The organism is Streptomyces sp. NPDC088785 (genome assembly GCF_044750685.1).
Classification (GTDB): Bacteria; Actinomycetota; Actinomycetes; order Streptomycetales; family Streptomycetaceae; genus Streptomyces.
This window is the reverse complement of sequence record NZ_JBIVKH010000003.1, coordinates 301,123-323,517: the sequence shown is the minus strand read 5'-3', so window position 1 is coordinate 323,517 and position 22,395 is coordinate 301,123. Positions and strand designations below refer to the sequence as shown.

18 protein-coding genes and 1 tRNA gene are annotated in these 22,395 nt (G+C 69.6%); 8 read left to right on the top strand and 11 right to left on the bottom strand.

Annotated elements, in window-relative coordinates; translation table 11 throughout:
• Positions 1–92 precede the first annotated feature (92 nt).
• Positions 93–1,712 carry a serine/threonine-protein kinase gene (locus tag ACIP5K_RS12050; protein WP_401408154.1) on the top strand — a complete coding sequence of 540 codons (1,620 nt, stop codon included), beginning with the start codon at positions 93–95 and terminating at the stop codon, positions 1,710–1,712.
• A 63-nt stretch (positions 1,713–1,775) separates the two neighbouring features.
• Here the strand turns inward: ACIP5K_RS12050 and ACIP5K_RS12045 are convergent, their stop codons facing one another.
• Positions 1,776–3,314: a hypothetical protein gene (locus tag ACIP5K_RS12045; RefSeq protein WP_401408152.1), complete on the bottom strand. Its 1,539-nt coding sequence runs from the start codon at positions 3,312–3,314 to the stop codon at positions 1,776–1,778.
• A gap of 205 nt (positions 3,315–3,519) precedes the next feature.
• Positions 3,520–3,648: a DLW-39 family protein gene (locus tag ACIP5K_RS12040; RefSeq protein WP_003999697.1), complete on the bottom strand. Its 129-nt coding sequence runs from the start codon at positions 3,646–3,648 to the stop codon at positions 3,520–3,522.
• A 336-nt stretch (positions 3,649–3,984) separates the two neighbouring features.
• Between ACIP5K_RS12040 and ACIP5K_RS12035 the strand changes: the two genes are divergently transcribed.
• Complete coding sequence (locus ACIP5K_RS12035; protein ID WP_401408150.1) at positions 3,985–4,320, top strand: DUF6344 domain-containing protein; 336 nt, start codon at positions 3,985–3,987, stop codon at positions 4,318–4,320.
• 1,062 nt (positions 4,321–5,382) lie between these two features.
• Here the strand turns inward: ACIP5K_RS12035 and ACIP5K_RS12030 are convergent.
• The 9 genes from ACIP5K_RS12030 to dnaA form a co-directional block, all read right to left on the bottom strand.
• Positions 5,383–5,456, bottom strand: a tRNA-Ile gene (locus tag ACIP5K_RS12030).
• Positions 5,457–5,576: 120 nt separating this feature from the next.
• Positions 5,577–6,275 (bottom strand): DUF3566 domain-containing protein, encoded by a 699-nt coding sequence (locus ACIP5K_RS12025; RefSeq protein WP_401408148.1) that lies wholly within the window; start codon positions 6,273–6,275, stop codon positions 5,577–5,579.
• 18 nt (positions 6,276–6,293) lie between these two features.
• Entirely contained in the window at positions 6,294–8,915 is a 2,622-nt protein-coding gene (gene gyrA / locus ACIP5K_RS12020; RefSeq protein ID WP_401408146.1) for a DNA gyrase subunit A, read from the bottom strand.
• A gap of 42 nt (positions 8,916–8,957) precedes the next feature.
• A complete protein-coding gene (gene gyrB / locus ACIP5K_RS12015) occupies positions 8,958–11,030 on the bottom strand; it encodes a DNA topoisomerase (ATP-hydrolyzing) subunit B (RefSeq protein WP_401408144.1) in 2,073 nt (690 codons plus the stop codon).
• A gap of 273 nt (positions 11,031–11,303) precedes the next feature.
• Positions 11,304–11,849, bottom strand: coding sequence for a DUF721 domain-containing protein (locus ACIP5K_RS12010; protein WP_401408142.1), 546 nt, complete (start codon positions 11,847–11,849; stop codon positions 11,304–11,306).
• On the bottom strand, positions 11,846–12,970 hold the full coding sequence (recF, locus tag ACIP5K_RS12005) for a DNA replication/repair protein RecF (RefSeq protein ID WP_401408140.1): 1,125 nt from the start codon (positions 12,968–12,970) through the stop codon (positions 11,846–11,848). The genes ACIP5K_RS12010 and recF overlap by 4 nt, the downstream gene beginning before the upstream one ends.
• A 70-nt stretch (positions 12,971–13,040) precedes the next feature.
• Positions 13,041–13,916, bottom strand: a complete 876-nt coding sequence (gene gnd / locus ACIP5K_RS12000) for a phosphogluconate dehydrogenase (NAD(+)-dependent, decarboxylating) (RefSeq protein WP_401408138.1) — start codon at positions 13,914–13,916, stop codon at positions 13,041–13,043.
• Between the two features lie 169 nt (positions 13,917–14,085).
• Positions 14,086–15,216 (bottom strand): DNA polymerase III subunit beta, encoded by a 1,131-nt coding sequence (gene dnaN, locus ACIP5K_RS11995; protein ID WP_401408136.1) that lies wholly within the window; start codon positions 15,214–15,216, stop codon positions 14,086–14,088.
• A 901-nt stretch (positions 15,217–16,117) separates the two neighbouring features.
• Positions 16,118–18,214, bottom strand: coding sequence for a chromosomal replication initiator protein DnaA (dnaA, locus tag ACIP5K_RS11990; RefSeq protein ID WP_401408134.1), 2,097 nt, complete (start codon positions 18,212–18,214; stop codon positions 16,118–16,120).
• Between the two features lie 415 nt (positions 18,215–18,629).
• Between dnaA and rpmH the strand changes: the two genes are divergently transcribed.
• The 6 genes from rpmH (at position 18,630) to rsmG (ending at position 22,197) form a co-directional block, all read left to right on the top strand.
• Positions 18,630–18,767, top strand: a complete 138-nt coding sequence (gene rpmH, locus ACIP5K_RS11985) for a 50S ribosomal protein L34 (RefSeq protein ID WP_006381191.1) — start codon at positions 18,630–18,632, stop codon at positions 18,765–18,767.
• A gap of 20 nt (positions 18,768–18,787) precedes the next feature.
• Positions 18,788–19,159, top strand: coding sequence for a ribonuclease P protein component (rnpA, locus tag ACIP5K_RS11980; RefSeq protein WP_401408132.1), 372 nt, complete (start codon positions 18,788–18,790; stop codon positions 19,157–19,159).
• Positions 19,156–19,506, top strand: coding sequence for a membrane protein insertion efficiency factor YidD (gene yidD / locus ACIP5K_RS11975; RefSeq protein ID WP_401408130.1), 351 nt, complete (start codon positions 19,156–19,158; stop codon positions 19,504–19,506). The genes rnpA and yidD overlap by 4 nt, the downstream gene beginning before the upstream one ends.
• A gap of 8 nt (positions 19,507–19,514) precedes the next feature.
• A complete protein-coding gene (yidC, locus tag ACIP5K_RS11970; RefSeq protein ID WP_401408128.1) occupies positions 19,515–20,804 on the top strand; it encodes a membrane protein insertase YidC in 1,290 nt (429 codons plus the stop codon).
• A 54-nt stretch (positions 20,805–20,858) separates the two neighbouring features.
• Positions 20,859–21,368: a protein jag gene (locus ACIP5K_RS11965; protein WP_401408126.1), complete on the top strand. Its 510-nt coding sequence runs from the start codon at positions 20,859–20,861 to the stop codon at positions 21,366–21,368.
• 112 nt (positions 21,369–21,480) lie between these two features.
• The gene (gene rsmG / locus ACIP5K_RS11960; RefSeq protein ID WP_401408124.1) at positions 21,481–22,197 is read left to right on the top strand and encodes a 16S rRNA (guanine(527)-N(7))-methyltransferase RsmG; all 717 of its coding nucleotides are present in this window, start codon (positions 21,481–21,483) and stop codon (positions 22,195–22,197) included.
• The last annotated feature ends 198 nt before the right edge of the window (positions 22,198–22,395 follow it).

The window sequence follows — 22,395 nt, the reverse complement described above, 5'->3', positions numbered from 1 at the left end:
CGACGGTGGTCACGGACCGCGCCGGGGGATCTCGCGCGACGTCCGATGGAGCCCTGCGCAGCGTGGGCCCGGGAGGGGAGCGACGCACGACCATGGGTGAGGTCTTCGCCGGCCGGTACGAACTGGCCGACCCCATCGGCCGCGGGGGAGTGGGCGCCGTGTGGCGCGCCTGGGACCACCGCCGCCACCGCTATGTGGCGGCCAAGGTCCTCCAGCAGAGCGACGCCCACACCCTGCTGCGCTTCGTGCGCGAGCAGGCACTGCGCATCGACCATCCGCATGTGCTGGCCCCGGCCAGCTGGGCGGCGGACGACGACAAGGTCCTGTTCACCATGGACCTGGTGGCGGGCGGCTCGCTGGCCCATCTGATCGGCGACTACGGCCCGCTGCCCCCGCATTTCGTCTGCCTCCTGCTCGACCAGCTGCTGGCCGGGCTCGCCGCGGTGCACGGGGAGGGCGTGGTGCACCGGGACATCAAACCGGCCAACATCCTCCTGGAGGCCACCGGCACCGGACTGCCGCACCTGCGCCTGTCGGACTTCGGCATCGCGATGCGCAAGGGCGAGCCGCGGCTGACCGAGGCCAACTACGTGGTGGGCACGCCCGGTTACATCGCGCCCGAGCAGGAGCTCGGCTCCGAGCCGGACTTCCCCGCCGACCTGTTCGCCGCCGGGCTCGTCGCGCTCTATCTCCTCGAAGGAGCCAAGCCGGACAGCAGGGCCCTGATCGAGCACTTCGCGGAGCACGGCACTCCCGGGGCTCCGCAGGGCGTGCCCGGACCGCTGTGGGGCGTCCTCGCCGGGCTGCTGCAACCCGATCCCGAAGCGCGCTTCCGCACCGCGACCGGGGCCCGCAAGGCGCTGCTCGCCGCCGCGGAGCTGCTGCCGGAGCCGGGCCCCGACGACGAGCTGATCGAGGTCTTCGACCATCTCGGGCCGCTCCCGCCGGGATTCGGCCCGGAGGGCCCGGCCACCCGCGGTCGCAGGGCCCGCCCGCCCCAGGCCCCTTCGGCGGCTCGTGCTTCCTCGCACACGCGGTCGACGGTGGTACCGGAGCGGCCACAGTCGCCGCCCACGCCCCAGCCCATGCCCCAGCCCCTTCCCATGCCTACGCCTCCACCTCCGCCTCCGCCACCGCTCGCGCCCGCGCCCATGCCCGTCTTCGCGCCGGGCGCTGAGCATCCCCAGGTCCCGGAACACCCTCAGTCCTCTCAACAGGCCCAGCCCGCTCAGGAGCGACCTGAGCACTCGCAGGTCTCGCAGAACTCGCAGGACGCGCAGGATGCTCAACAGCCCCAGGACACCGGGTACTCGACACCGCGCGCCCCTCTCCCTTCCATGTCGGAGACCGGCAGCTTCCATCTCCCGCCGCCTGCCGCCCCCGAGGAACAGCCGCCGCTCCCGCCCGTGGCGCCCCCGATGCCACCGGCCCAGCCCGTCACGCCACCGCCCACACCGGTCCTCGCGCGCCGGGTGAAACCCCCGGCCCCCACTGCCGCGTCCCCCCACAACCCGTCTCCCCTCTCCCCCGATCCCGCACTCACAGTGACGGCCACACCCTCCCGCGACCAGGTCCGTCACTCTCTGTACGCATCGGAGGGCAGGGAAGTTCCCCGGCGCCGTCCGGGACCACCCCCACGGGTGACGATGCCGGTCGTGCTCCTCGCGCTGATCTGCATAGCGGTGGGGATCTGGGCCCTGACCCAGGCCTGACACCTGCCGCCGGATCCGCCCTGTCCGCCGGGCCCGCGATTTCCGCCGGGCCCGCGATTTCCGCTAGCTCCGCACCCGAACCCGCACCCTTCGCACCGCGACCACCCGCCACACCGCGAGCACCAGCAGCAGCCCCGTCCCCGTCCCGATACCGGCGACACCGATCACCGTCATCGCCGTGCTCCCCGATGACGTGGAGGAGGAAGAAGCGGAACCCGGGCCCGCCGCACCCGCGTCGGCGCCCGAGCCGGAGGGGCCGCCCGGGTCGCCGCTCCCGCGCCCCTTCTCGGAGGACCCGCCCGCGGCGCCGCCCTCCCCGGCCCCCGGGTCCTTCCACACGGCCCCGCCCGCACCGTTCTGCGCTGCCTTCAGGTCCGCCTCGGTGACCTGGAAATCCCCCGCGTCCCGCACATAGTCCGGCGGCCGGGCCGCGTCCCCGGCGACCGTCACCCGCAGCGTCACCACGGGCGCCCGGTCCCCCACCTTCTGCGCGACCGCGGGATTCACGGTGACCTTCAGGTAGTACCAGCCGGCGAACCGCATCGCCGCGTGGTCGTCGCGCGCCGTGTACCGGTTCTCGTAGGCCACGGGCGGCAGCGGATCGAACGCCACCGAAGCCGCCCCACCCGCGTAACCGGCGTCCCTGGCCGCGACCGGGGCCCGCGCCGGGTTGTACAGCTGGACGTCGAACGCGTCGTCCACCTCCGCCTCCCGCGCGGAGCCGCCCGCCGAGACGCCCAGGTCGGCCTCGACGGACAGCTGCTGTCCCCAGTCCACGGGGACGCGGAAGAAGTGGCTCTGCCCGGGACCGACCCGGTCCCTCCAGGCCCCGTCCGACAGGGCCCGCGCATCGTTGAAGCCGGTGCCGCCGCTGCGCTGCGCGCCGGTTCCGGACGGGGGTTGCACCGACGCCGACGACCAGCCGCGCGGCCCGGCACTGGGCACTGGGGTGACCAGGCCCGGCTCGGTGGCCGTCCGCAGTTCGAGCCCCCAGGTCCCGCCCGTCGAGCCGGCCTCGGCGACCCGCTCCACGGCCACGTCGTAGGAACCGGCGGCCTGGCACCGCACCCCGCCCGTCTGCACCAGCCGCTGGACCACCGCCACGACCGGCCGGGGGTACGCACCGGAACGGAAGGTGGCGCGCTGGGAGTCGCACTCGTTCCCGCCGGCGTCCTGGAGGGTCACGGTGATCCCGTCCGAGGCGGCCGCCCGCACGGCCGCGCCGAGCGGCGGAACGGCGACCACGGAGAGGTAGACGTTCGCGGCACCGTCCAGTTCCACGCGGTAGTGCGCGGTGCCGTCGGCCCCGGCACCGAGTGAGCTCCGGTACGTCCGGCCGGTCATGAGCCGGGGCGCTCCCGCCCCGCTCTGTCCACCTCGTACGTTCTGCGCGCCCTCGGCGAAGACGTACGGGTCGCTCGCCCCCGCACCGGACGCGCCCACCACCTCGGCCGTGTCAGCCGCACCGGACGCGCCCCCCACCGCAGCCGCGTCCGCCGCTCCGGCCCACACCGGGACCCCGCTCAGCGCCACTCCGGCGACGACCGTCACCAGGGCCCGGCCGCGTCGCCCCTCCACCAGCCGCCTCATGAGTCCCCTCATGAACCGTCATCCTGCCGCCCCGGGGCGCGCACTGTCCGCCGTGCGCCGTAATCGCGCCACCCACTTTGCCGACGCACAGGACGTCGTCGCATACGCGAACGGGCCGTCGAGGGCCGAGCACAGCTCGGCGCGCCCCGCACCCGGACAGCACGGAACCCCGGCCGCTACTGCGGCCGGGGTTCCGTGACGACTCAGTTGTCGATACTCACGAACCCGTGGGCACGGAGTCGGTCGCCTCCGTCCACAGATCCTGCTCGGCGCGATCCGCCTGGATCTGGCGGTACACGAGGAGCCCGCCGATGGCGGCCAGTGCGACCAGGAGAAGCTTCTTCACCGCGCGACCTCGTCTTTCCTTGACGTAGGGGACCTCTGGCGCCCGACTATACACACCGACCGATACCGATCGGTGACCTGGATCCGCCTCAACTCCCGCCTGCTTCACAGCAGTCGAAGCGGAGGATTCAGGTCCAGGGTTCGCACCCTGTCGCATTCCCGGACTGTGAGATTCACTGCTTTTCAGCACCCATGTACCCGCTCGCCCCTCCTTGAGGCCATCCGAGTGGTGTTCATCTGAAGATCGACGCGCCACGAGGGTCGGTCCCACCATCGGGACCCTGCGTACACATCATGAGGAAAGTACGCAAATCGCCCTACCTGAAAGTGAGGGGTCATGACCAAGAACAAGGTCATGACGATGTGGACCATCGTCATCTCTGCCTTCATCGCGCTCTTCTCGGCGCTCGGTCTCGTCACCACGGCCGCCGCGGCCGCTCCCGTCCAGCAGTCGGAGGAGGCGCACCGGGCCGTCGAGGCCGAAGCCCCCGCCGCCGCGACGGCCCATCCCTTCTGGGCCTTCAAAAGGTCGCTGCCACCGACGATGAAGCAGCGCATCCGCGCCGAGGCCCACGGTTCCTCCCCCAGCTGCCGCCACCGCCCGCCGGCCGACTCCGAGCAGTCCGACAGCGACACGGATCTGGCGAACGAAGCACTCGCGGGGCAGTTGTAGCCCGTACGGCACCACCCGCGACCGCACCGAGCGGACGAGCAGCGGAAGCCGACGCCCACACGCGCGGCACACCCTGTGGACGGACCAGCGGTCAGCACCAGCGGTACAGAACATTTGCAGCACGCGACCAGCACACAGCAAGCAGTACGGCGGTATCCGGCATCCGATACGCAGCACACGACGCGTAGGAAGCCGTAGGCACGACAGGCAGTACCCGACAGGCAGTAGCAGTACCCGCAGGTAGTACCCGACAGGTAGTACCTGACAACAGGTAGTGCCTGACACCGGCAGCGCCTCGAAGGGCGCATCACAGCCGCGGCAGCCCTGAAGGCCGCGCGGGACGCCGGTCCCACCGACAGTTCCAGGCAGCACGCTCCACCCAGTACGCAGCATCAAGCAGGCAGCATTCTTCACGCGGTACGCCGTACGCCCTAGAGCACGACGACGCACCGCGCACACGGGACGGCGACGCGGCACCGCGTACAGCGGCACGCCCACGCCCCCGACGACTCACCGGACCGCCCCCGGGTGGCCCCACACCATCAGAAGACGCCAAGCCGCCCCACCAGGCCCCAGCCATCTCTTCCGGCTGAGCGGGCCCTTTCGGCATGCCCGGCCGGCGTACGGGCCGAGCGGAGTCAGCCGCTGATGTCAGTGGAAGGGCGCGCGTGGCGCTCATAGGTGCGCAAGGCCGAGCAACACCAGGAAGATCAGGGCGATTCCCCCGACGAACCATGGCACTCGGCCTCGCCCGCGCTGCTCCACGACTTCGGCGTAGCTAAGGTTCCCGGGCTGTCGCGGAGCACAGCGCTCGGACGATCACGCCCCGGCGCGCGAGATTCTGATGACGCCAGAGGAAAAGGGCCATGCGTCACCGAATGCCGCGAGTCTGACAGCGGCTGCCTCCGAACGCCACAGCCTCATGATCTCGGCCGTCGGCGTTCGAGCCGGTCCCCACCGTCCGCCTGGCCCGGCACCCCCGCGGACATCTGCTCGCCCGATGCCGTCGGTATACGTCGAAGGCCCCCAGCCGATATCGGCTGGGGGCCTTCGATGCATGTGTGGGGCTAACAGGATTTGAACCTGTGGCCTCATCCTTATCAGGGATGCGCTCTAACCAACTGAGCTATAGCCCCGCCGCGCTCTGCGGTGTGTGTCCCGCGCGCTGACTCCTGAAGATTAGCGCACTGGGGGGCCAGTCCCAAAATCGATAGTCCTGGCCCACCCACCAGCGCGTCTTCAGAACGCCGCCGCGCTCACTCGTCCTCGGCGAGCGTGAGCTCGATGCCGCCGACGAAGCCCGCGGAGAGGTTGTAGATGAACGCGCCGAGCGTCGCGAGAGCCGTCGCCAGGACGACGTCGATGACCGCGATGACCGTCGTGAACATCAGCACGCGCGGGAGCGACAGGAACGACTGGAGGTCGAAACCGTTGCCCTCGTTCGAGCCCGTGGCCTCGGAGATCGTGCCGCCGACCGTGGAGAAGACGCCCATGGCGTCCATGACCATCCACAGCACGGCGGCCGCGATGATCGTGCAGATGCCGAGGGCGATGGACAGCAGGAAGCTGACCTTCATCACCGACCACGGATCGGCCTTGGCCACGCGCAGGCGGGCCTTGCGGGTGCGCGGGGTGGTGCGCGCGCCGGTGCGCGGCCTGCGGACCGCTCCACCGCCCCCCGGCGCGTTCTGGTACGCCTGCGGCGGGTGATACGGCTGGGCCTGCTGCTGCGACTGCTGCCGCTCGCCGGGCAGGGCCCCGCCACCGCCGGCGGCGTACTGCTGCTGGGTCTGCGGACCTCGGGTGTCCGTCACAGTTCCCCCCTGGGATCCATGAGACTCGTGCGCGTTCGCCGAGCCGCTCGAGTCCTTGACGTCGCGAGCGGAGCCACGGCCGCTCTCCGATTCCGTACCGGTGGATGTTCCGGTAGAGCCTGCGCCCGTGGCTCCGCTCACGATGACTCTCTCCTCGCGCTACTCGGCCGAGGACTGCTCGCCCTCGTCCGTTCCGACGGCCGTCTCGCCCTGGGCCGATTCGTCGGTCTCGGCGCCGTCCACCAGCTCGGCGGCCCCGTCGACTTCCTCGGCCTCACGGCCGGCCTCGGCGTTACGTGCGATGCCGACGACGGCATCGCGCTTGCCCAGGTTGATCAGTTGGACGCCCATGGTGTCACGGCCCGTCTCCCTGACCTCGTTGACTCGCGTACGAATCACACCGCCGGACAGCGTGATGGCGAGGATCTCGTCGGTCTCCTCGACCACCAGCGCGCCGACCAGCGAACCACGGTCCTCCACGATCTTGGCAGCCTTGATGCCGAGGCCACCTCGCCCCTGGACGCGGTACTCGTCGACGTTGGTCCGCTTCGCGTACCCACCGTCGGTGGCGGTGAAGACGAACGTACCTGGCCGGACGACATTCATCGAGAGCAGTTCGTCTCCCTCGCGGAAACTCATGCCCTTCACACCGGACGTGGCACGGCCCATCGGACGCAGCGCGTCGTCCGTCGCGGTGAACCGGATGGACTGCGCCTTCTTGCTGATGAGCAGCAGGTCGTCCTCGGCGGAGACCAGCTCGGCGCCGATCAGCTCGTCGTCCGAACCGTCCGCCGCCTCACGGAGGTTGATGGCGATGACGCCGCCCGAACGGGGCGAGTCGTAGTCCTTCAGGGACGTCTTCTTCACCAGGCCCGCCTTGGTGGCGAGCACCAGGTACGGCGCGGCGTCGTAGTCGCGGATCGCGAGGATCTCGGCGATCGCCTCGTCCGGCTGGAAGGCCAGCAGGTTCGCCACGTGCTGCCCGCGCGCGTCGCGGCCGGCGTCCGGAAGCTCGTACGCCTTCGCGCGGTACACGCGCCCCTTGTTGGTGAAGAAGAGCAGCCAGTGGTGCGTCGTGGACACGAAGAAGTGGTCGACGATGTCGTCTTCCTTGAGCTTCGTGCCGCGCACGCCCTTGCCGCCGCGCTTCTGGGAGCGGTAGTCGTCCGTCTTGGTCCGCTTGACGTAACCGCCGCGCGAGATCGTGACGACGATGTCCTCTTCGGCGATGAGGTCCTCGATGGACATGTCGCCCTCGAAGGGGACCAGCTTGGAGCGCCGGTCGTCGCCGAACTTGTCGACGATCGCCTGGAGCTCCTCGCTGATGATCTGGCGCTGCCGCTCGGGGGAGGCCAGGATCGCGTTGTATTCGTTGATCTTGAGCTGGAGTTCGTCGTGCTCGGCGACGATCTTCTGGCGCTCCAGGGCGGCGAGCCGGCGCAGCTGCATCTCGAGGATGGCGTTGGCCTGGATCTCGTCGATCTGGAGGAGGCCCATGAGGCCCTCTCGCGCGATGTCCACGGTGTCGCTGCGCCGGATGAGGGCGATGACCTCGTCGATGGCGTCCAGGGCCTTCAGGAGGCCGCGCAGGATGTGCGCGCGCTCCTCGGCCTTGCGCAGCCGGAACTTCGTCCGGCGGACGATGACCTCGATCTGGTGCGTCACCCAGTGGCGGATGAACGCGTCGAGCGACAGCGTGCGCGGCACGCCGTCGACGAGCGCCAGCATGTTGGCGCCGAAGTTCGTCTGGAGGTCGGTGTGCTTGTACAGGTTGTTGAGGACGACCTTGGCGACCGCGTCGCGCTTGAGCACGATGACCAGGCGCTGGCCGGTGCGGGACGACGTCTCGTCGCGGACGTCCGCGATGCCGCCGATCTTGCCGTCCTTGACGAGGTCGGCGATCTTCTGCGCCAAGTTGTCCGGGTTGACCTGGTACGGAAGCTCCGTGACCACCAGGCACTGGCGGTTCTGGATCTCCTCGACCTCGACGACCGCGCGCATCGTGATGGAGCCGCGGCCGGTGCGGTACGCCTCCTCGATGCCCTTGCGGCCGACGACGAGGGCGCCGGTCGGGAAGTCGGGGCCCTTGATGCGCTCGACCAGGGCGTCGAGCAGGTCCTCGTGGGAGGCCTCGGGGTTCTCCAGGTACCACTGGGCGCCGGCCGCGACCTCGCGCAGGTTGTGCGGCGGGATGTTGGTGGCCATGCCGACCGCGATGCCGGCCGAGCCGTTGATCAGCAGGTTCGGGAAGCGGGACGGCAGGACGGTCGGCTCCTGGGAGCGGCCGTCGTAGTTGTCCGTGAAGTCGACGGTGTCCTCGTCGATGTCCCGGACCATCTCCATGGACAGCGGCGCCATCTTGCACTCGGTGTAGCGCATGGCGGCCGCCGGGTCGTTGCCCGGGGAGCCGAAGTTTCCGTTGGAGTCCACCAGCGGCATGCGCATCGACCACGGCTGCGCGAGGCGCACCAGGGCGTCGTAGATCGAGGAGTCGCCGTGCGGGTGGTAGTTGCCCATGACGTCGCCGACGACGCGGGCGCACTTGTAGAAGCCCTTCTCGGGCCGGTAGCCGCCGTCGTACATGGCGTACAGGACTCGGCGGTGGACGGGCTTGAGGCCGTCCCGTACGTCGGGCAGCGCGCGGGACACGATGACGGACATCGCGTAGTCGAGGTAGGAGCGCTGCATCTCCGTCTCGAGCCCGACGGGCTCGATCCGCATCGCGACAGCGCTGCCGTCCGGGTTCTCGGACGGGGGCACGGAGGTGTTCTCGTCGGCCATTGCTGGTGAAGATCCTTTCTGTGGCGGTCAGCTGAGACCGACTCAGATGTCGAGGAAGCGGACGTCCTTGGCGTTGCGCTGGATGAACGAACGGCGCGCCTCGACGTCCTCACCCATCAGGACCGAGAACAGGTCGTCGGCCTGGGCGGCGTCGTCGAGCGTGACCTGGCCCAGGACGCGGTGCTCCTGGTCCATGGTCGTGATGCGCAGCTCCTCGGCGTTCATCTCGCCGAGGCCCTTGAAGCGCTGGACCGAGTCGTCCCGGGTGCGCTTGCCGGCCTGGCGGCCCAGCTCCAGGAGAGCGTCGCGCTCGCGGTCCGAGTACGCGTACTCGAAGTCGTCCCGACCCCACTTGATCTTGTAGAGCGGGGGCCGCGACAGGAAGACGTGGCCCGCCTCGACCAGGGGCCGCATGAAGCGGAACAGGAACGTCAACAGCAGGGTGTTGATGTGCTGGCCGTCGACGTCGGCGTCCGCCATCAGGATGATCTTGTGATAGCGGAGCTTCTCGATGTCGAAGTCCTCGTGGACCCCGGTGCCGAAGGCGGAGATCAGCGCCTGGATCTCCTGGTTCTGAAGGATCTTGTCGATCCGCGCCTTCTCGACGTTGAGGATCTTGCCCCGGATCGGGAGGATCGCCTGATACTGCGGGTTGCGGCCGGACTTCGCCGAACCACCGGCGGAGTCACCCTCGACGATGAAGATCTCGCACTTGGTGGGGTCGTTCGACTGGCAGTCCGAGAGCTTGCCGGGCAGGGACGCCGACTCCAGCAGGCCCTTGCGGCGCGTCAGGTCGCGCGCCTTACGGGCCGCCACGCGCGCGGTGGCCGCCTGGATGGACTTGCGGATGATGTCCGACGCCTCGACCGGGTTGCGGTCCAGCCAGTCCGTCAGGTGCTCGTGCACGACCTTCTGGACGAAGGTCTTCGCCTCGGTGTTGCCCAGCTTGGTCTTCGTCTGGCCCTCGAACTGCGGCTCGCCCAGCTTCACCGAGATGATCGCGGTCAGACCCTCGCGGATGTCGTCACCCGTGAGGTTGTCGTCCTTCTCGCGCAGCAGCTTCTTGTCGCGCGCGTACCGGTTGATGAGACCGGTCAGCGCGGCACGGAAGCCCTCTTCGTGGGTGCCGCCCTCGTGCGTGTGGATCGTGTTCGCGAAGGAGTAGACGCCCTCGCTGTAACTGCTGTTCCACTGCATGGCGACCTCGACGGACAGGAGCTTCTCCTTGTCCTCGGCCTCCAGGTCGATCACCGAGTCGTGGACGACCTCGCCCTTGCGGGAGTTGAGGTACTTCACGAAGTCGACGATGCCGCCCTCGTAGTGGTACGTCACCGTCCGCGGCTCGAAGGCCGTGTCGTCACCCGCCTCGGGGGCGTCCGCACCGGCGGTGGCCTTGGCCGACTCGCGCTCGTCCGTGAGCTTGATCGTCAGGCCCTTGTTGAGGAAGGCCATCTCCTGGAAGCGCCGCGACAGCGTCTCGAAGGAGTAGTCGGTGGTCTCGAAGATGTCGCCGTCGGCCCAGAAGGTGACCGAGGTGCCGGTCTCCTCGGTGGCCTCGTGCTTCGCCAGGGGCGCCGTCGGCACACCCGCCTTGTAGTCCTGCGTCCAGCGGTACCCCTCGGTCCGGATGTCCACCGAGACTTTGGTGGAGAGCGCGTTCACGACCGATACGCCGACACCGTGCAGACCGCCGGAGACGGCGTACCCGCCGCCGCCGAACTTGCCGCCCGCGTGCAGGACGGTCAGCACGACCTCGACGGCCGGCTTGCCCTCGGACGGGATGATGCCGACGGGGATGCCACGGCCGTTGTCGATGACGCGGACGCCGCCGTCGGGGAGGATCGTCACGTCGATCGTGTCCGCGTGGCCGGCCAGCGCCTCGTCGACGGAGTTGTCCACGACCTCCTGCACCATGTGGTGCAGGCCACGCTCACCGGTCGAGCCGATGTACATGCCGGGTCGCTTGCGGACCGCGTCCAGCCCTTCGAGGACGGTGATCGCACTGGCGTCGTACGAGGCCTCTGTGGCCCCCACGTGCCTCTCGGCGTCGGTGGACGGGGTGTTCTCGTTGGGGTTGCCGGAATCGGCCACGAAGCGCCCTTTCTGGCACAGCACAAGCCAAGACCGGTTGGTGGCCGGAGCGGCTGCGGCGTGTTGGTTCGGTAAGCCCTGGTCGGCGTTGCTCGGTGCGTCCCACAAGTGGGGCGGGATTGCACTCCAGTGTACCGGTAGCGCCGACAGTGATGGGGGTTTGCCGGTACCTGAGTCCGCACGTGCCGCCCTCAACCGGTCTCGGCCGACTCCCCCTATGCGGAAAGGGGCTCCAGGAGGCTCACAGCGGCACTCAGCGCTTCGAGGTGTCAACCAGCAGCGACCGTGACCGCGCTCTCACCCGTAGGTGGCGTCGTGACCGGTGGTTCCGGGGGCGCGCAGGGGGCCGTAGCGGCGCGGGCCACCACCGGGATTCCTGATGTCGATCCGGCGCACCGTGCCGTGCCCGAGGTCCTCGTTCAGGCGCCTGACCAGCTGCGGAGCCAGCATCCTGACCTGCGTCGCCCAGGCCGTGGAGTCGCACTGCACCACCAGGACGCGCTCGTCCTCGTCGTACTTCTGCGGCACGCAGTGTTTGGCGAGATCCTCACCCACGATCTGCGGCCAGCGGCCCATCACCCCGCCGACGGCGGCCGGGGCCTCCCAGCCGCGCTCGGTGATCAGCCGGTTGATGGCCGCGCCGAGCCCCATCGGGTCCCGCCCGTCCGCCCGCGCCCCGGACCGCAGTCCGCCACCGCGCCGCGCCTGCTTCTTCTGCTGCGCGGAGGCCCCACGCGCGCGTGCCGCTTCTTTTGCCGCGCGCAGGGCCACGCGCGCGAGGTCGACGCCCGACGGCTCGGGCCCGCCCGCGGGCTGCGACGGCTGGGGCTCCTCGGCGCTCACAGCCGCTCCACCGTGCCTTCGGAGACCGCGTACCGGGTCCCGGCCAGCACGCCGGGGACGTCGTCGTCGACCGCGGCCGTGACGAGGACCTGCTCGCCGGGCGCGACGAGTTCCGCCAGGCGCTCGCGGCGGCGGGCGTCCAGCTCGGCGAAGACGTCGTCCAGGACGAGCACCGGCTCGTTCCCCTCCGCGCGCAGCAGGTCGTACGAGGCCAGGCGCAGCGCCAGCGCGTACGACCAGGACTCGCCGTGGCTCGCGTACCCCTTGGCGGGGAGCTGGCCCAGCTTGAGCAGCAGCTCGTCCCGGTGCGGCCCCACGAGGGTGACGCCCCGCTCGATCTCCTGCTTGCGGGCGCCCTCCAGAGCGGCGAGCAGCTGCTCGTAGAGCTCCTCGCGCGCGTGGCCGACGATCTCGGCCGACGACGGCCGGTACTCCAGCGCGACCGGTCCGCCGCCGGGGGCCAGCTGCTCGTACGCCTTGTCGGCCAGCGGTTGCAGGGTCGCGATCAGGTCGAGCCGCTGGGCGAGGAGCTCCGCGCCCGCGCGCGCGAGGTGCTGGTCCCACACGTCGAGCGTGGACAGGTCCATGGAGCGGCCGCCGTGCCGCCGGGCGAGGGCCGCCGACTTCAGGAGCGTGTTGCGCTGCTTGAGGACGCGGTCGTAGTCGGAGCGGACCCCGGCCATGCGCGGGGAGCGGGCGGTGATCAGCTCGTCGAGGAAGCGGCGGCGCTCGCCCGGATCGCCCTTGATGAGCGCGAGGTCCTCGGGCGCGAACAGCACGGTCCGCACGATCCCCAGCACGTCACGCGGCCTGACCTGCGACGACCTGTTGATGCGGGCACGATTGGCCTTGCCGGGATTGAGTTCGAGCTCGACCAGCTGCTGGCGCTCGCCCTGCCGCACCTGGGCCCTGATGACGGCGCGCTCGGCGCCCATCCGCACCAGGGGAGCGTCGGAGGAGACCCGGTGGCTGCCCAGGGTGGCCAGATAGCCGACGGCCTCGACCAGGTTCGTCTTGCCCTGGCCGTTGGGGCCCACGAAGGCGGTGACCCCCGGTTCGAGGGCGACCTCGGCCCGGGGGTACGAGCGGAAGTCGGCCAGCGACAGATGCGTGACGTGCATGGTCGTGGGCCGACCTCCCCCAACGTTTCTCACAGCGGTTGTCCACCGCTGTGGATGGCTTCCGAACGGGCTACTTCTTCTCGACGGCGTGGCCGCCGAACTGGTTGCGCAGGGCCGCGATCATCTTCATCTGCGGCGAGTCGTCCTGGCGCGAGGCGAAACGCGCGAAGAGCGACGCGGTGATCGCGGGCAGCGGGACGGCGTTGTCGATGGCGGCCTCGACCGTCCAGCGGCCCTCGCCGGAGTCCTGGGCGAAGCCGCGCAGCTGTTCCAGGTGCTCGTCCTCGTCCAAGGCGTTGACGGCCAGGTCGAGCAGCCAGGAACGGATGACCGTGCCCTCCTGCCAGGAGCGGAAGACCTCGCGGACGTCGGTCACCGAGTTCACGGCCTCCAGCAGCTCCCAGCCCTCGGCGTAGGCCTGCATCATCGCGTACTCGATGCCGTTGTGGACCATCTTCGCGAAGTGGCCGGCGCCGACCTTGCCCGCGTGCACCGAGCCGAAGTCGCCCTCCGGCTTCAGGGCGTCGAAGACGGGCTGGACCTTCGCCACGTCCTCGGCCGCGCCGCCGTACATCAGCGCGTAGCCGTTCTCCAGGCCCCACACGCCGCCGGAGACGCCGCAGTCGACGAAGCCGATGTTCTTGATGCCGAGCTCGACCGCGTGCTTCTCGTCGTCCGTCCAGCGCGAGTTGCCGCCGTCGACGACGACGTCGCCGGGTTCGAGCAGCTCGGCCAGCTCGTCGACCGTGGACTGGGTGGCGGCACCGGCGGGGACCATCACCCACACCACGCGCGGACTCTGGAGACTGCCCACCAGCTCTTCGAGGCTGTGGACGTCCGCGAGGTCCGGGTCGCGGTCGTAGCCGATGACGGTGTGGCCTGCGCGGCGGATGCGCTCGCGCATGTTGCCGCCCATCTTGCCGAGGCCGACGAGACCGAGCTGCATCAGTGGTTCCTTACGTTGCGACGGGGCGTGAGGTGGGGGTGGAGCGGTACGGGCGGCCACGCGCGCGTGCCGTCCCGTACCCGCGTCCGAGCCTAAACCCGGACGCTTCCGCCCACCTGTGGGCATAGCCGCTCCGGTGGACCCGGGAGCGGCCCGCCCCGCGGTGGCCTCAGCCCGACAGCCGCACCGGCATGATCAGGTACTTGTACGCGTCGTCCGCCTCGGCGTCCACGGCCGGCCTGCCGGAGAGCAGCGCGGGCTTGGTGGACGTCGTGAACGACAGCTGGGCGACCGGGGAGTCGATCGCGCTCAGGCCGTCCAGCAGGAACGTCGGGTTGAACGCGATGGAGATGTCGTCGCCGTCGAGCTGGGCGTCCACCCGCTCCACAGCCTGTGCGTCGTCGCTGGAGCCGGCCTCCAGGATGAGCACGCCCTGCTCGAAGCTGAGCCGCACCGGGGTGTTGCGCTCGGCGACGAGGGCCACGCGTTTGACGGCCTCCACGAAGGGGGCGGTCTCGATGACGGCGATCGAGTTGAACTCCGTCGGGAACAGCGTGCGGTACTTCGGGAGGTCGCCCTCCAGGAGGCGGGTCGTCGTGCGACGGCCCGCGCCCTCGAAGCCGATGAGGCCCTCGCCCGCGCCGGAGCCGGACAGCGCCAGGGTGACCGTGTCGCCGCTCGTGAGCGCCTTGGCGGTGTCCAGGAGCGTCTTGGCGGGCACCAGGGCGACCGCGGACGCCTCGGGGTCCTCCGGCTTCCACAGGAACTCGCGGACGGCGAAGCGGTAGCGGTCGGTGGACGCCAGCGTCACCGTCTCGCCCTCGATCTCGATGCGCACACCGGTGAGGACGGGAAGCGTGTCGTCGCGACCGGCGGCGATGGCGACCTGCTGCGCGGCGGAGGCGAACACCTCGCCCGGGACGGTGCCCGTGGCGGTGGGCATCTGCGGCAGCGCCGGGTACTCCTCCACCGGCAGGGTGTGGAGGGTGAACCGCGAGGAACCGCAGACCACGGTCGCCCGTACACCGTCTGTGGAGATCTCCACCGGTCGGTTCGGCAGGGCGCGGCAGATGTCCGCGAGGAGGCGGCCGGAGACGAGCACCGTGCCCTCCTCGTCGATCTCCGCGTCCACGGAGACCCGCGCCGACACCTCGTAGTCGAAGCTCGACAGGCTGAGCGCGCCCTCCTCGGCCTTCAGCAGAAGGCCCGCGAGGACGGGCGCAGGCGGTCGTGCCGGAAGGCTGCGCGCCGCCCAGGCCACCGCCTCCGCGAGTACGTCGCGTTCCACCCGGATCTTCACTTAAGCCGCCTCCTGCTGTTGCTGGCTGCTCTCGCCCTGCATCGGTCTTCGGTCTTCGTCGGCTGACGTCGGTGTCGCTCGGCCCACAGCTGGGGAGAACACCGGGGACCAGTCTGACGCACCGCACTGACAGTCGGTGCCTCCCTCGGTCAAGTCGTGCCGAGGCGCGGTCGGGGTGCCGAGAGCGAGTTGTGCACAGCCCCCGCTTCGATGCGGATTCCCAGCTCTCTCTAGTTGGGAGTAGTAGTAGGGGCTGTGGAAACCGTGGAAAACCTCTTTTTCGCAGGTCAGAGGCGATTTTTTGTCCACTGCGCCTGTGGGCCGAGGCGGTGGACAACCGGGCACTTCTGTGGACGGCCGAAAGTTCTGCACACCCCATGCACAGGCAAGGCCGACTTCTCCCCAGCGCCGTCCCCAGCTTTACCCGCGTTCCCCACAGCCCAACCGACCCCCTTGGTGTGACGCCTTTCACTCGCGCCGGTGACGAGGCGCGTCGGGTTGCCGAACAGTGGACAGCCGTGTGGAGAAGCTCCGGATCACTGTGCACAACAGCTGGCATCCTGTGGGTCGGCGGTGGACAACGTCATGCACACCCTGTGGAAGAAAAATCTGTCCACAGACTGTGGAGATCGTCTGTCCACGAATCCACAGCCCTCTGACCTGCCCTGATGCCCCATCACGCGCCTGCGCTGTGGATGCCGTCTGGACAACTTTCCGGTCCCCAGGGTGTGGACCAAAAAAAGACGGCACATCTGTGGAGAACTCCCGTAACCCGGCGCGGAATCGAACACCGACCCAGGTCCGGCGGCCGCGCCGACCCCGCCCCCACACGAAGAAGGGCGCTCCGGAAGCCTTCCGGAGCGCCCTTCAGGGACGTACGAGAGCCGTCAACGGCCCGCAGTCAGCCGTTCTTGATGCGGTTGGTCAGCTCGGTGACCTGGTTGTAGATGGACCGCCGCTCGGCCATCAGAGCGCGGATCTTGCGGTCGGCGTGCATCACGGTCGTGTGGTCGCGGCCGCCGAACTGCGCGCCGATCTTCGGCAGGGAGAGATCGGTCAGCTCCCGGCAGAGATACATCGCGATCTGGCGGGCCGTCACGAGCACGCGGCTGCGCGAGGATCCGCAGAGGTCCTCCACCGTGAGCCCGAAGTAGTCCGCGGTCGCCGCCATGATGGCCGGCGCGGTGATCTCCGGCGAGGCGTCCTCGCCGCCGGGGATGAGGTCCTTGAGGACGATCTCCGTCAGCCCCAGGTCGACCGGCTGCCGGTTGAGCGAGGCGAACGCAGTGACGCGGATCAGCGCCCCCTCCAGCTCGCGGATGTTCCGCGAGATGCGGGACGCGATGAACTCCAGGACCTCCGGCGGGGCGTTGAGCTGCTCCTGCACCGCCTTCTTACGGAGGATGGCGATACGGGTCTCCAGCTCGGGCGGCTGGACGTCCGTGATCAGGCCCCACTCGAACCGGTTGCGCAGCCGGTCCTCCAGGGTCACCAGCTGCTTGGGCGGCCGGTCGCTGGAGAGCACGATCTGCTTGTTCGCGTTGTGGAGCGTGTTGAAGGTGTGGAAGAACTCCTCCTGCGTCGACTCCTTGTCCGCGAGGAACTGGATGTCGTCGACGAGCAGGATGTCCATCTCGCGGTACCGCTTGCGGAACGAGTCGCCCTTGCCGTCGCGGATCGAGTTGATGAACTCGTTGGTGAACTCCTCGGAGCTCACGTACCGCACGCGCGTGCCCGGATAGAGGCTGCGCGCGTAGTGCCCGATGGCGTGCAGCAGGTGGGTCTTGCCGAGCCCCGACTCTCCGTAGATGAACAGCGGGTTGTACGCCTTGGCCGGCGCCTCGGCGACCGCGACCGCGGCCGCGTGCGCGAAACGGTTCGACGCGCCGATGACGAACGTGTCGAAGAGGTACTTGGGGTTCAGGCGCGCGGTCGGCTCGCCGGGGCCCGTCGCGGGCGCCGGCTGCGCGGCCAGCGGGCCGGGGGCCCCCGACGGCACCCGGCGGCCGGGACCGCCGTCGTGCCCGGGCCGGCTGTCGTGGCCGGGGCGGCCGCCCATCGGGGACTCGCCGCCGTCCCGCCGCGGTCGGATCTCGCGCGGTGACGTGTCGTAGCCGCCGTGCTCGTCATAGGGGGAGCGCTCTTCGTAGGAGGGACGCTCCGCCGGCTTCTGCTCGTAGGGCGAACGCTCCTGCTGCTGACCGTAGCGGCCGCGCTCCGGTTCGTAACCCTGCTGCTCGTAGGGCGAGCGTTCCTGCTGCCGGTAGTCGTGCTGGGGCTGCTGCGGGGGCGTCGCGTACGGGTCGCGCTCGGGGAAGCCGAGCCGCTGCTGCTGCCACCCGTAGTCGTCCTGCTGCGGCCGGGGCCACGCGCCGGGCTGGGGGCGCTGGTAGTCCGGGTAGGCGGGGCGGGCCGTCGGCAGCTGGTCCTCGCGCTCCCGGTCCTGCTCGCGCGGGGCCTGCGGCTGCTGGTCGCGCTGGTCGTTGCGGGCGCCGCCCTGGCCGCGGTCGTCCCGGCCCCGGCGCTCGTACGGGTCGTAGCCGTCGTAGGACTCGCGGCCGTCCCGGCCGTCCCGGGCATCTCGGGCGTCGTACCCGTCGCGGGTGTCACGGCTCTCGTACGGCTCGTGTCCCTGGGCGGGCGGTGCGGACTGCTCCGTGTTCTCGTAGCCCTCGTACCGCTGCTGCTGCACCGGCGGGGCCGGGGGCGCGGGCGTCTCGCCCACGGAGTCGTCGACCGTGATCGCGATGCGGATGGGCCGGCCGCACTCGCGGCTGAGGGTCTCGCTCACGACCGGCGCGAGCCGGCCTTCGAGTACGCCCTTCGCGAATTCGTTGGGCACCGCGAGCAGGGCGGTGTCGGCGACCAGGGCCAAGGGCTGGCAGCGCCTGATCCAGTGTTCGTCCTTCGTCTCGACGCCCTGCCCGCGCCCTTCCCCGAGGAGTTGCTCCAGAACTCGTGGCCACACTGCGGCAAGATCGGCAGGTACATCAGCCACAGGGCACGCTCTCTCGCTGGTCCCACGAACGTGTGATTCCTGGGACGGGTTGGGTGGGGAGGCCGGAGCCGGGTCGGGAAGGAAACCGGGTGGGGTGGTGAGAAGGGAACGAATCGGAGTTCAGCCACGGTAGTCAGCGCGACCGCTGCGGTTCAAGTTGTTGTCCCCAGCCTGTGGACAGTGTCTCCCGCGTGACGCTGGTTTGACCGGATGGCGTAGCCGCGCGTACCGTAACCAGGTCGAGTTGTCGATGGCTGCTGCCGCCTGCCTCCGATGGGCAAGGTCACGGTCCACGCGTTTTCAGTCTTTCTGTGGTCCGTCTAGCGGTGCACTCGGGCGTATTGCGAGCTACTCGTGGGCGCACGGTGACAGCCAGGCGATGTCCCGCCAACCCACGTTTTCCAGGAGCCCCCGAGTGAGCAAGCGCACCTTCCAGCCGAACAACCGTCGTCGCGCCAAGACCCACGGTTTCCGCCTTCGCATGCGGACCCGCGCCGGTCGTGCGATTCTCGCCAACCGTCGTGGCAAGGGTCGCGCCAGCCTGTCCGCCTGATCGCATTAACAGGTCATGACGTGCTGCCTACCGAGAATCGGCTGAGGCGGCGCGAGGACTTCGCGACCGCGGTACGGCGAGGCCGTCGGGCCGGACGCCCGCTTCTCGTCGTCCATCTACGCAGCGGTACTACGGACCCGCACGTGCCTGGGGAGAGCGTTCCCCCGTCACGTGCGGGTTTCGTCGTGAGCAAGGCCGTGGGCGGTGCCGTCGTCCGGAACGCGGTGAAGCGCAGACTTCGACACCTCATGCGCGACCGGGTGGCTCAGTTGCCCCCAGGTAGCCTGGTAGTCGTACGTGCGTTGCCCGGTGCGGGTGACGCCTCCCACGCACAGCTGGCCCGAGACCTGGATGCCGCTCTACAGCGGCTGCTGGGAGGGGGCGCGCGATGAAGTACCCACTGCTTGCACTGATCAAGATCTATCAGTGGACCATCAGTCCGCTGCTCGGTCCCGTGTGCAAGTACTACCCGTCGTGCTCCCACTACGGCTTCACGGCCATCGACCGGCACGGCGCGATCAAGGGAACAGCCCTCACCGCCTGGCGGATCCTCCGGTGCAATCCGTGGTCCCCCGGCGGTGTCGACCACGTTCCGCCACGTAAGCGGCCGCGCTGGCACGAGATGCTCCGCGACGCCTTGCGCGGGGACAAGAAAGCGGCCCCCGTCGTTCAGGACGACGACGCCACTGCCCAGGACAGCCCGTCCGCAGCGACCCCGCCCCATGCCCAAGGAGCCTGATCAGGGACATGATTTCCGATATCGTCAACGCGATCTCTGGTGTCTTCGCGTTTCTCACGACCCCGGTGTCCTGGGTCATCGTCCAGTTCCACAAGGTCTTCGGCGCCGTCTTCGGCCCTGACACTGGATGGGCCTGGGGTCTCTCCATCGTGTCCCTGGTGGTGCTGATCCGCATCTGCCTGATCCCGCTCTTCGTGAAGCAGATCAAGTCGACGCGGAACATGCAGCTGCTCCAGCCGCAGATGAAGGCGATCCAGGAGCGCTACAAGAACGACAAGCAGCGTCAGTCCGAAGAGATGATGAAGCTGTACAAGGAGACGGGCACCAACCCGCTCTCCTCGTGCCTTCCCATCCTCGTGCAGTCGCCGTTCTTCTTCGCGCTGTACCACACGCTGGCCGGCATCGCCGAGAACAAGAAGATCGGCGTCATCGACCAGTCGCTGCTCGACAGCGCCCAGAAGGCCCACATCTTCGGCGCCCCGCTGGCGTCCAAGTTCACGGACAGTGCCGCCGAGGTCGCCAAGATGGGCGCCTCGCTGATGGACGTCCGCGTCGTCACCGCGGTCATGATCATCATGATGTCGGCGTCGCAGTTCTACACGCAGCGCCAGCTGATGACGAAGAACGTCGACCTCACCGTCAAGACGCCGTTCATGCAGCAGCAGAAAATGCTGATGTACGTCTTCCCCCTGATCTTCCTGTTCATGGGCATCAACTTCCCCGTCGGTGTCCTCGTCTACTGGCTGACCACCAACGTGTGGACCATGGGCCAGCAGATGTACGTGATCAGCCGGAACCCCACCCCGGGCAGCAAGGCCCAGGCCAAGATGCTGGAGATCCTCCAGAAGCACGTGGTCGGACACGGGGCGACCCGCACCAAGCGCGAGCGGAACATCGTCAAGGCGATCGTCGCCAAGGGCCGGGACCGCAACGAGTACGAGCGCAAGTTCATCAACGGACTGACCAAGGCCAGCCTCGCGGCCCAGGCCGACGGCACCGTGGTGGCGAGCTCGTCCGCGACCGCCGTCCTGGACGAGGACGGCACGCCGGCCTCGGGCGCCCCCAAGCGCCAGCAGCCCAAGCGCCAGTCCAAGTCGCAGCGCCAGACCGCGCCGACCGGCAAGACCGAGGGCACCGCACAGCCCGGCGCGAAGACCTCCTTGGAGAAGAAGACCGAGCCCCAGGACGCCAAGCCGCAGGGCGGGGCCAAGCCGGCCGGTGGCAACCAGGCGCGCAGCAAGGCCAAGTCCGGGCAGCGCAAGGGCCCGCAGCGGCCCAAGTCGCCGACCAAGAAGTAAGACCTCGACGTAAGACGCTGGCGTTAAGCCTTTGACTCAAGAAGGAGTCCTCCCGTGACGGAAGGCACCACCTCCGCTCCTGAGGGTGGCGACACCCTGACCCGCCTCGAGCAGGAGGGCGAGATCGCTGCGGACTACCTCGAGGGTCTGCTGGACATCGCCGACCTCGACGGTGACATCGACATGGACGTCGAGGCCGACCGGGCCGCGGTGTCCATCGTCAGCGACGCCAACGGCCGCGACCTGATGAAGCTGGTCGGCCGTGACGGTGAGGTCCTCGAAGCGCTCCAGGAGCTGACCCGCCTCGCGGTGCACCGGGAGACCGGGGACCGCAGCCGGCTGATGCTGGACATCGCCGGGTACCGGGCCAAGAAGCGCGCCGAGCTCACCGAGCAGGGCGCCAAGGCCGCGGCCGAGGTGAAGAGCTCCGGCGAGCCGGTCAAGATGCAGCCGATGACGCCGTTCGAGCGCAAGGTCGTGCACGACGCGGTCAAGGCCGCCGGGCTGCGCAGCGAGTCCGAGGGCGAGGAGCCGCAGCGCTTCGTCGTCGTGCTTCCCGCCTGATCGGCACGTCGTACCCCCGGCCCCGTCTGTTCGCAGGCGGGGCCGATCTTTGTCAGCCTGTTCATCAGCCACCCACGCGGTGGGAGCGGTGAGGTACGGAAGGACGGTCCCCGTGACGGAGGCAGCAGAACTCCCCCCGGCTCCGGAGCTTGCCCGGTCGGCATTCGGCGAGCGCTTCCCGGACGCGGTCCGGTACGCGGAGCTGCTCGCGGACGCGGGAGTGCAGCGTGGTCTCATCGGCCCCCGCGAAGTGCCGCGGCTGTGGGAGCGGCACATCCTGAACTGCGCGGTGCTCTCCGAGGTCGTGCCCGAGAACGTGACCGTGTGCGATGTCGGGTCGGGCGCCGGACTGCCGGGCATCCCGCTGGCCCTGGTCCGTCCCGACCTCAAGATCACGCTCCTGGAACCGCTGCTGCGGCGCACGACGTTCCTCACCGAGGTCGTCGAACTGCTCGGGCTCGACCATGTGACCGTGGTGCGCGGCCGGGCCGAGGAGGTCCTCGGCAAGCTCCCGCCCGTCCACGTCGTCACGGCCCGCGCCGTGGCGCCGCTGGACCGTCTCGCGGCGTGGGGCGTCCCGCTGCTGCGTCCGTACGGAGAGATGCTGCTGCTCAAGGGCGACACGGCCGTGGAGGAGCTGAAGGGGGCCGGTGCCGCCCTGAGCAAGCTCGGAGCCGTGGAGACCTCGGTGCTTCAGGTCGGCGAGGGCGTGGTCGATCCGCTCTCGACCGTGGTGCGGGTCGAGGTGGGCGAGAGCCCGGGTGGCGTGCGGTTCGCCGCCAAGCGGGCCAAGGCCGCCCGCACGGGGCGCACCCGGCGCAGGCGCTGACCGCCCGACGCGGAGGCGATGAGTACCGCCGATCTGTCCGATCTGCCCCGAGGGCCGGCGGTACTCCACAAAATCCGGCAAACGTACGCGTCTCGGGGTGTCGCACGGATGCGTGCCGAGCCGCGGTGCATCGTGTTTCACGTGAAACGTCGCTCACTGCTGCATGGCATCATCAGTCGCGGCCGCGCAGCGGCCGCT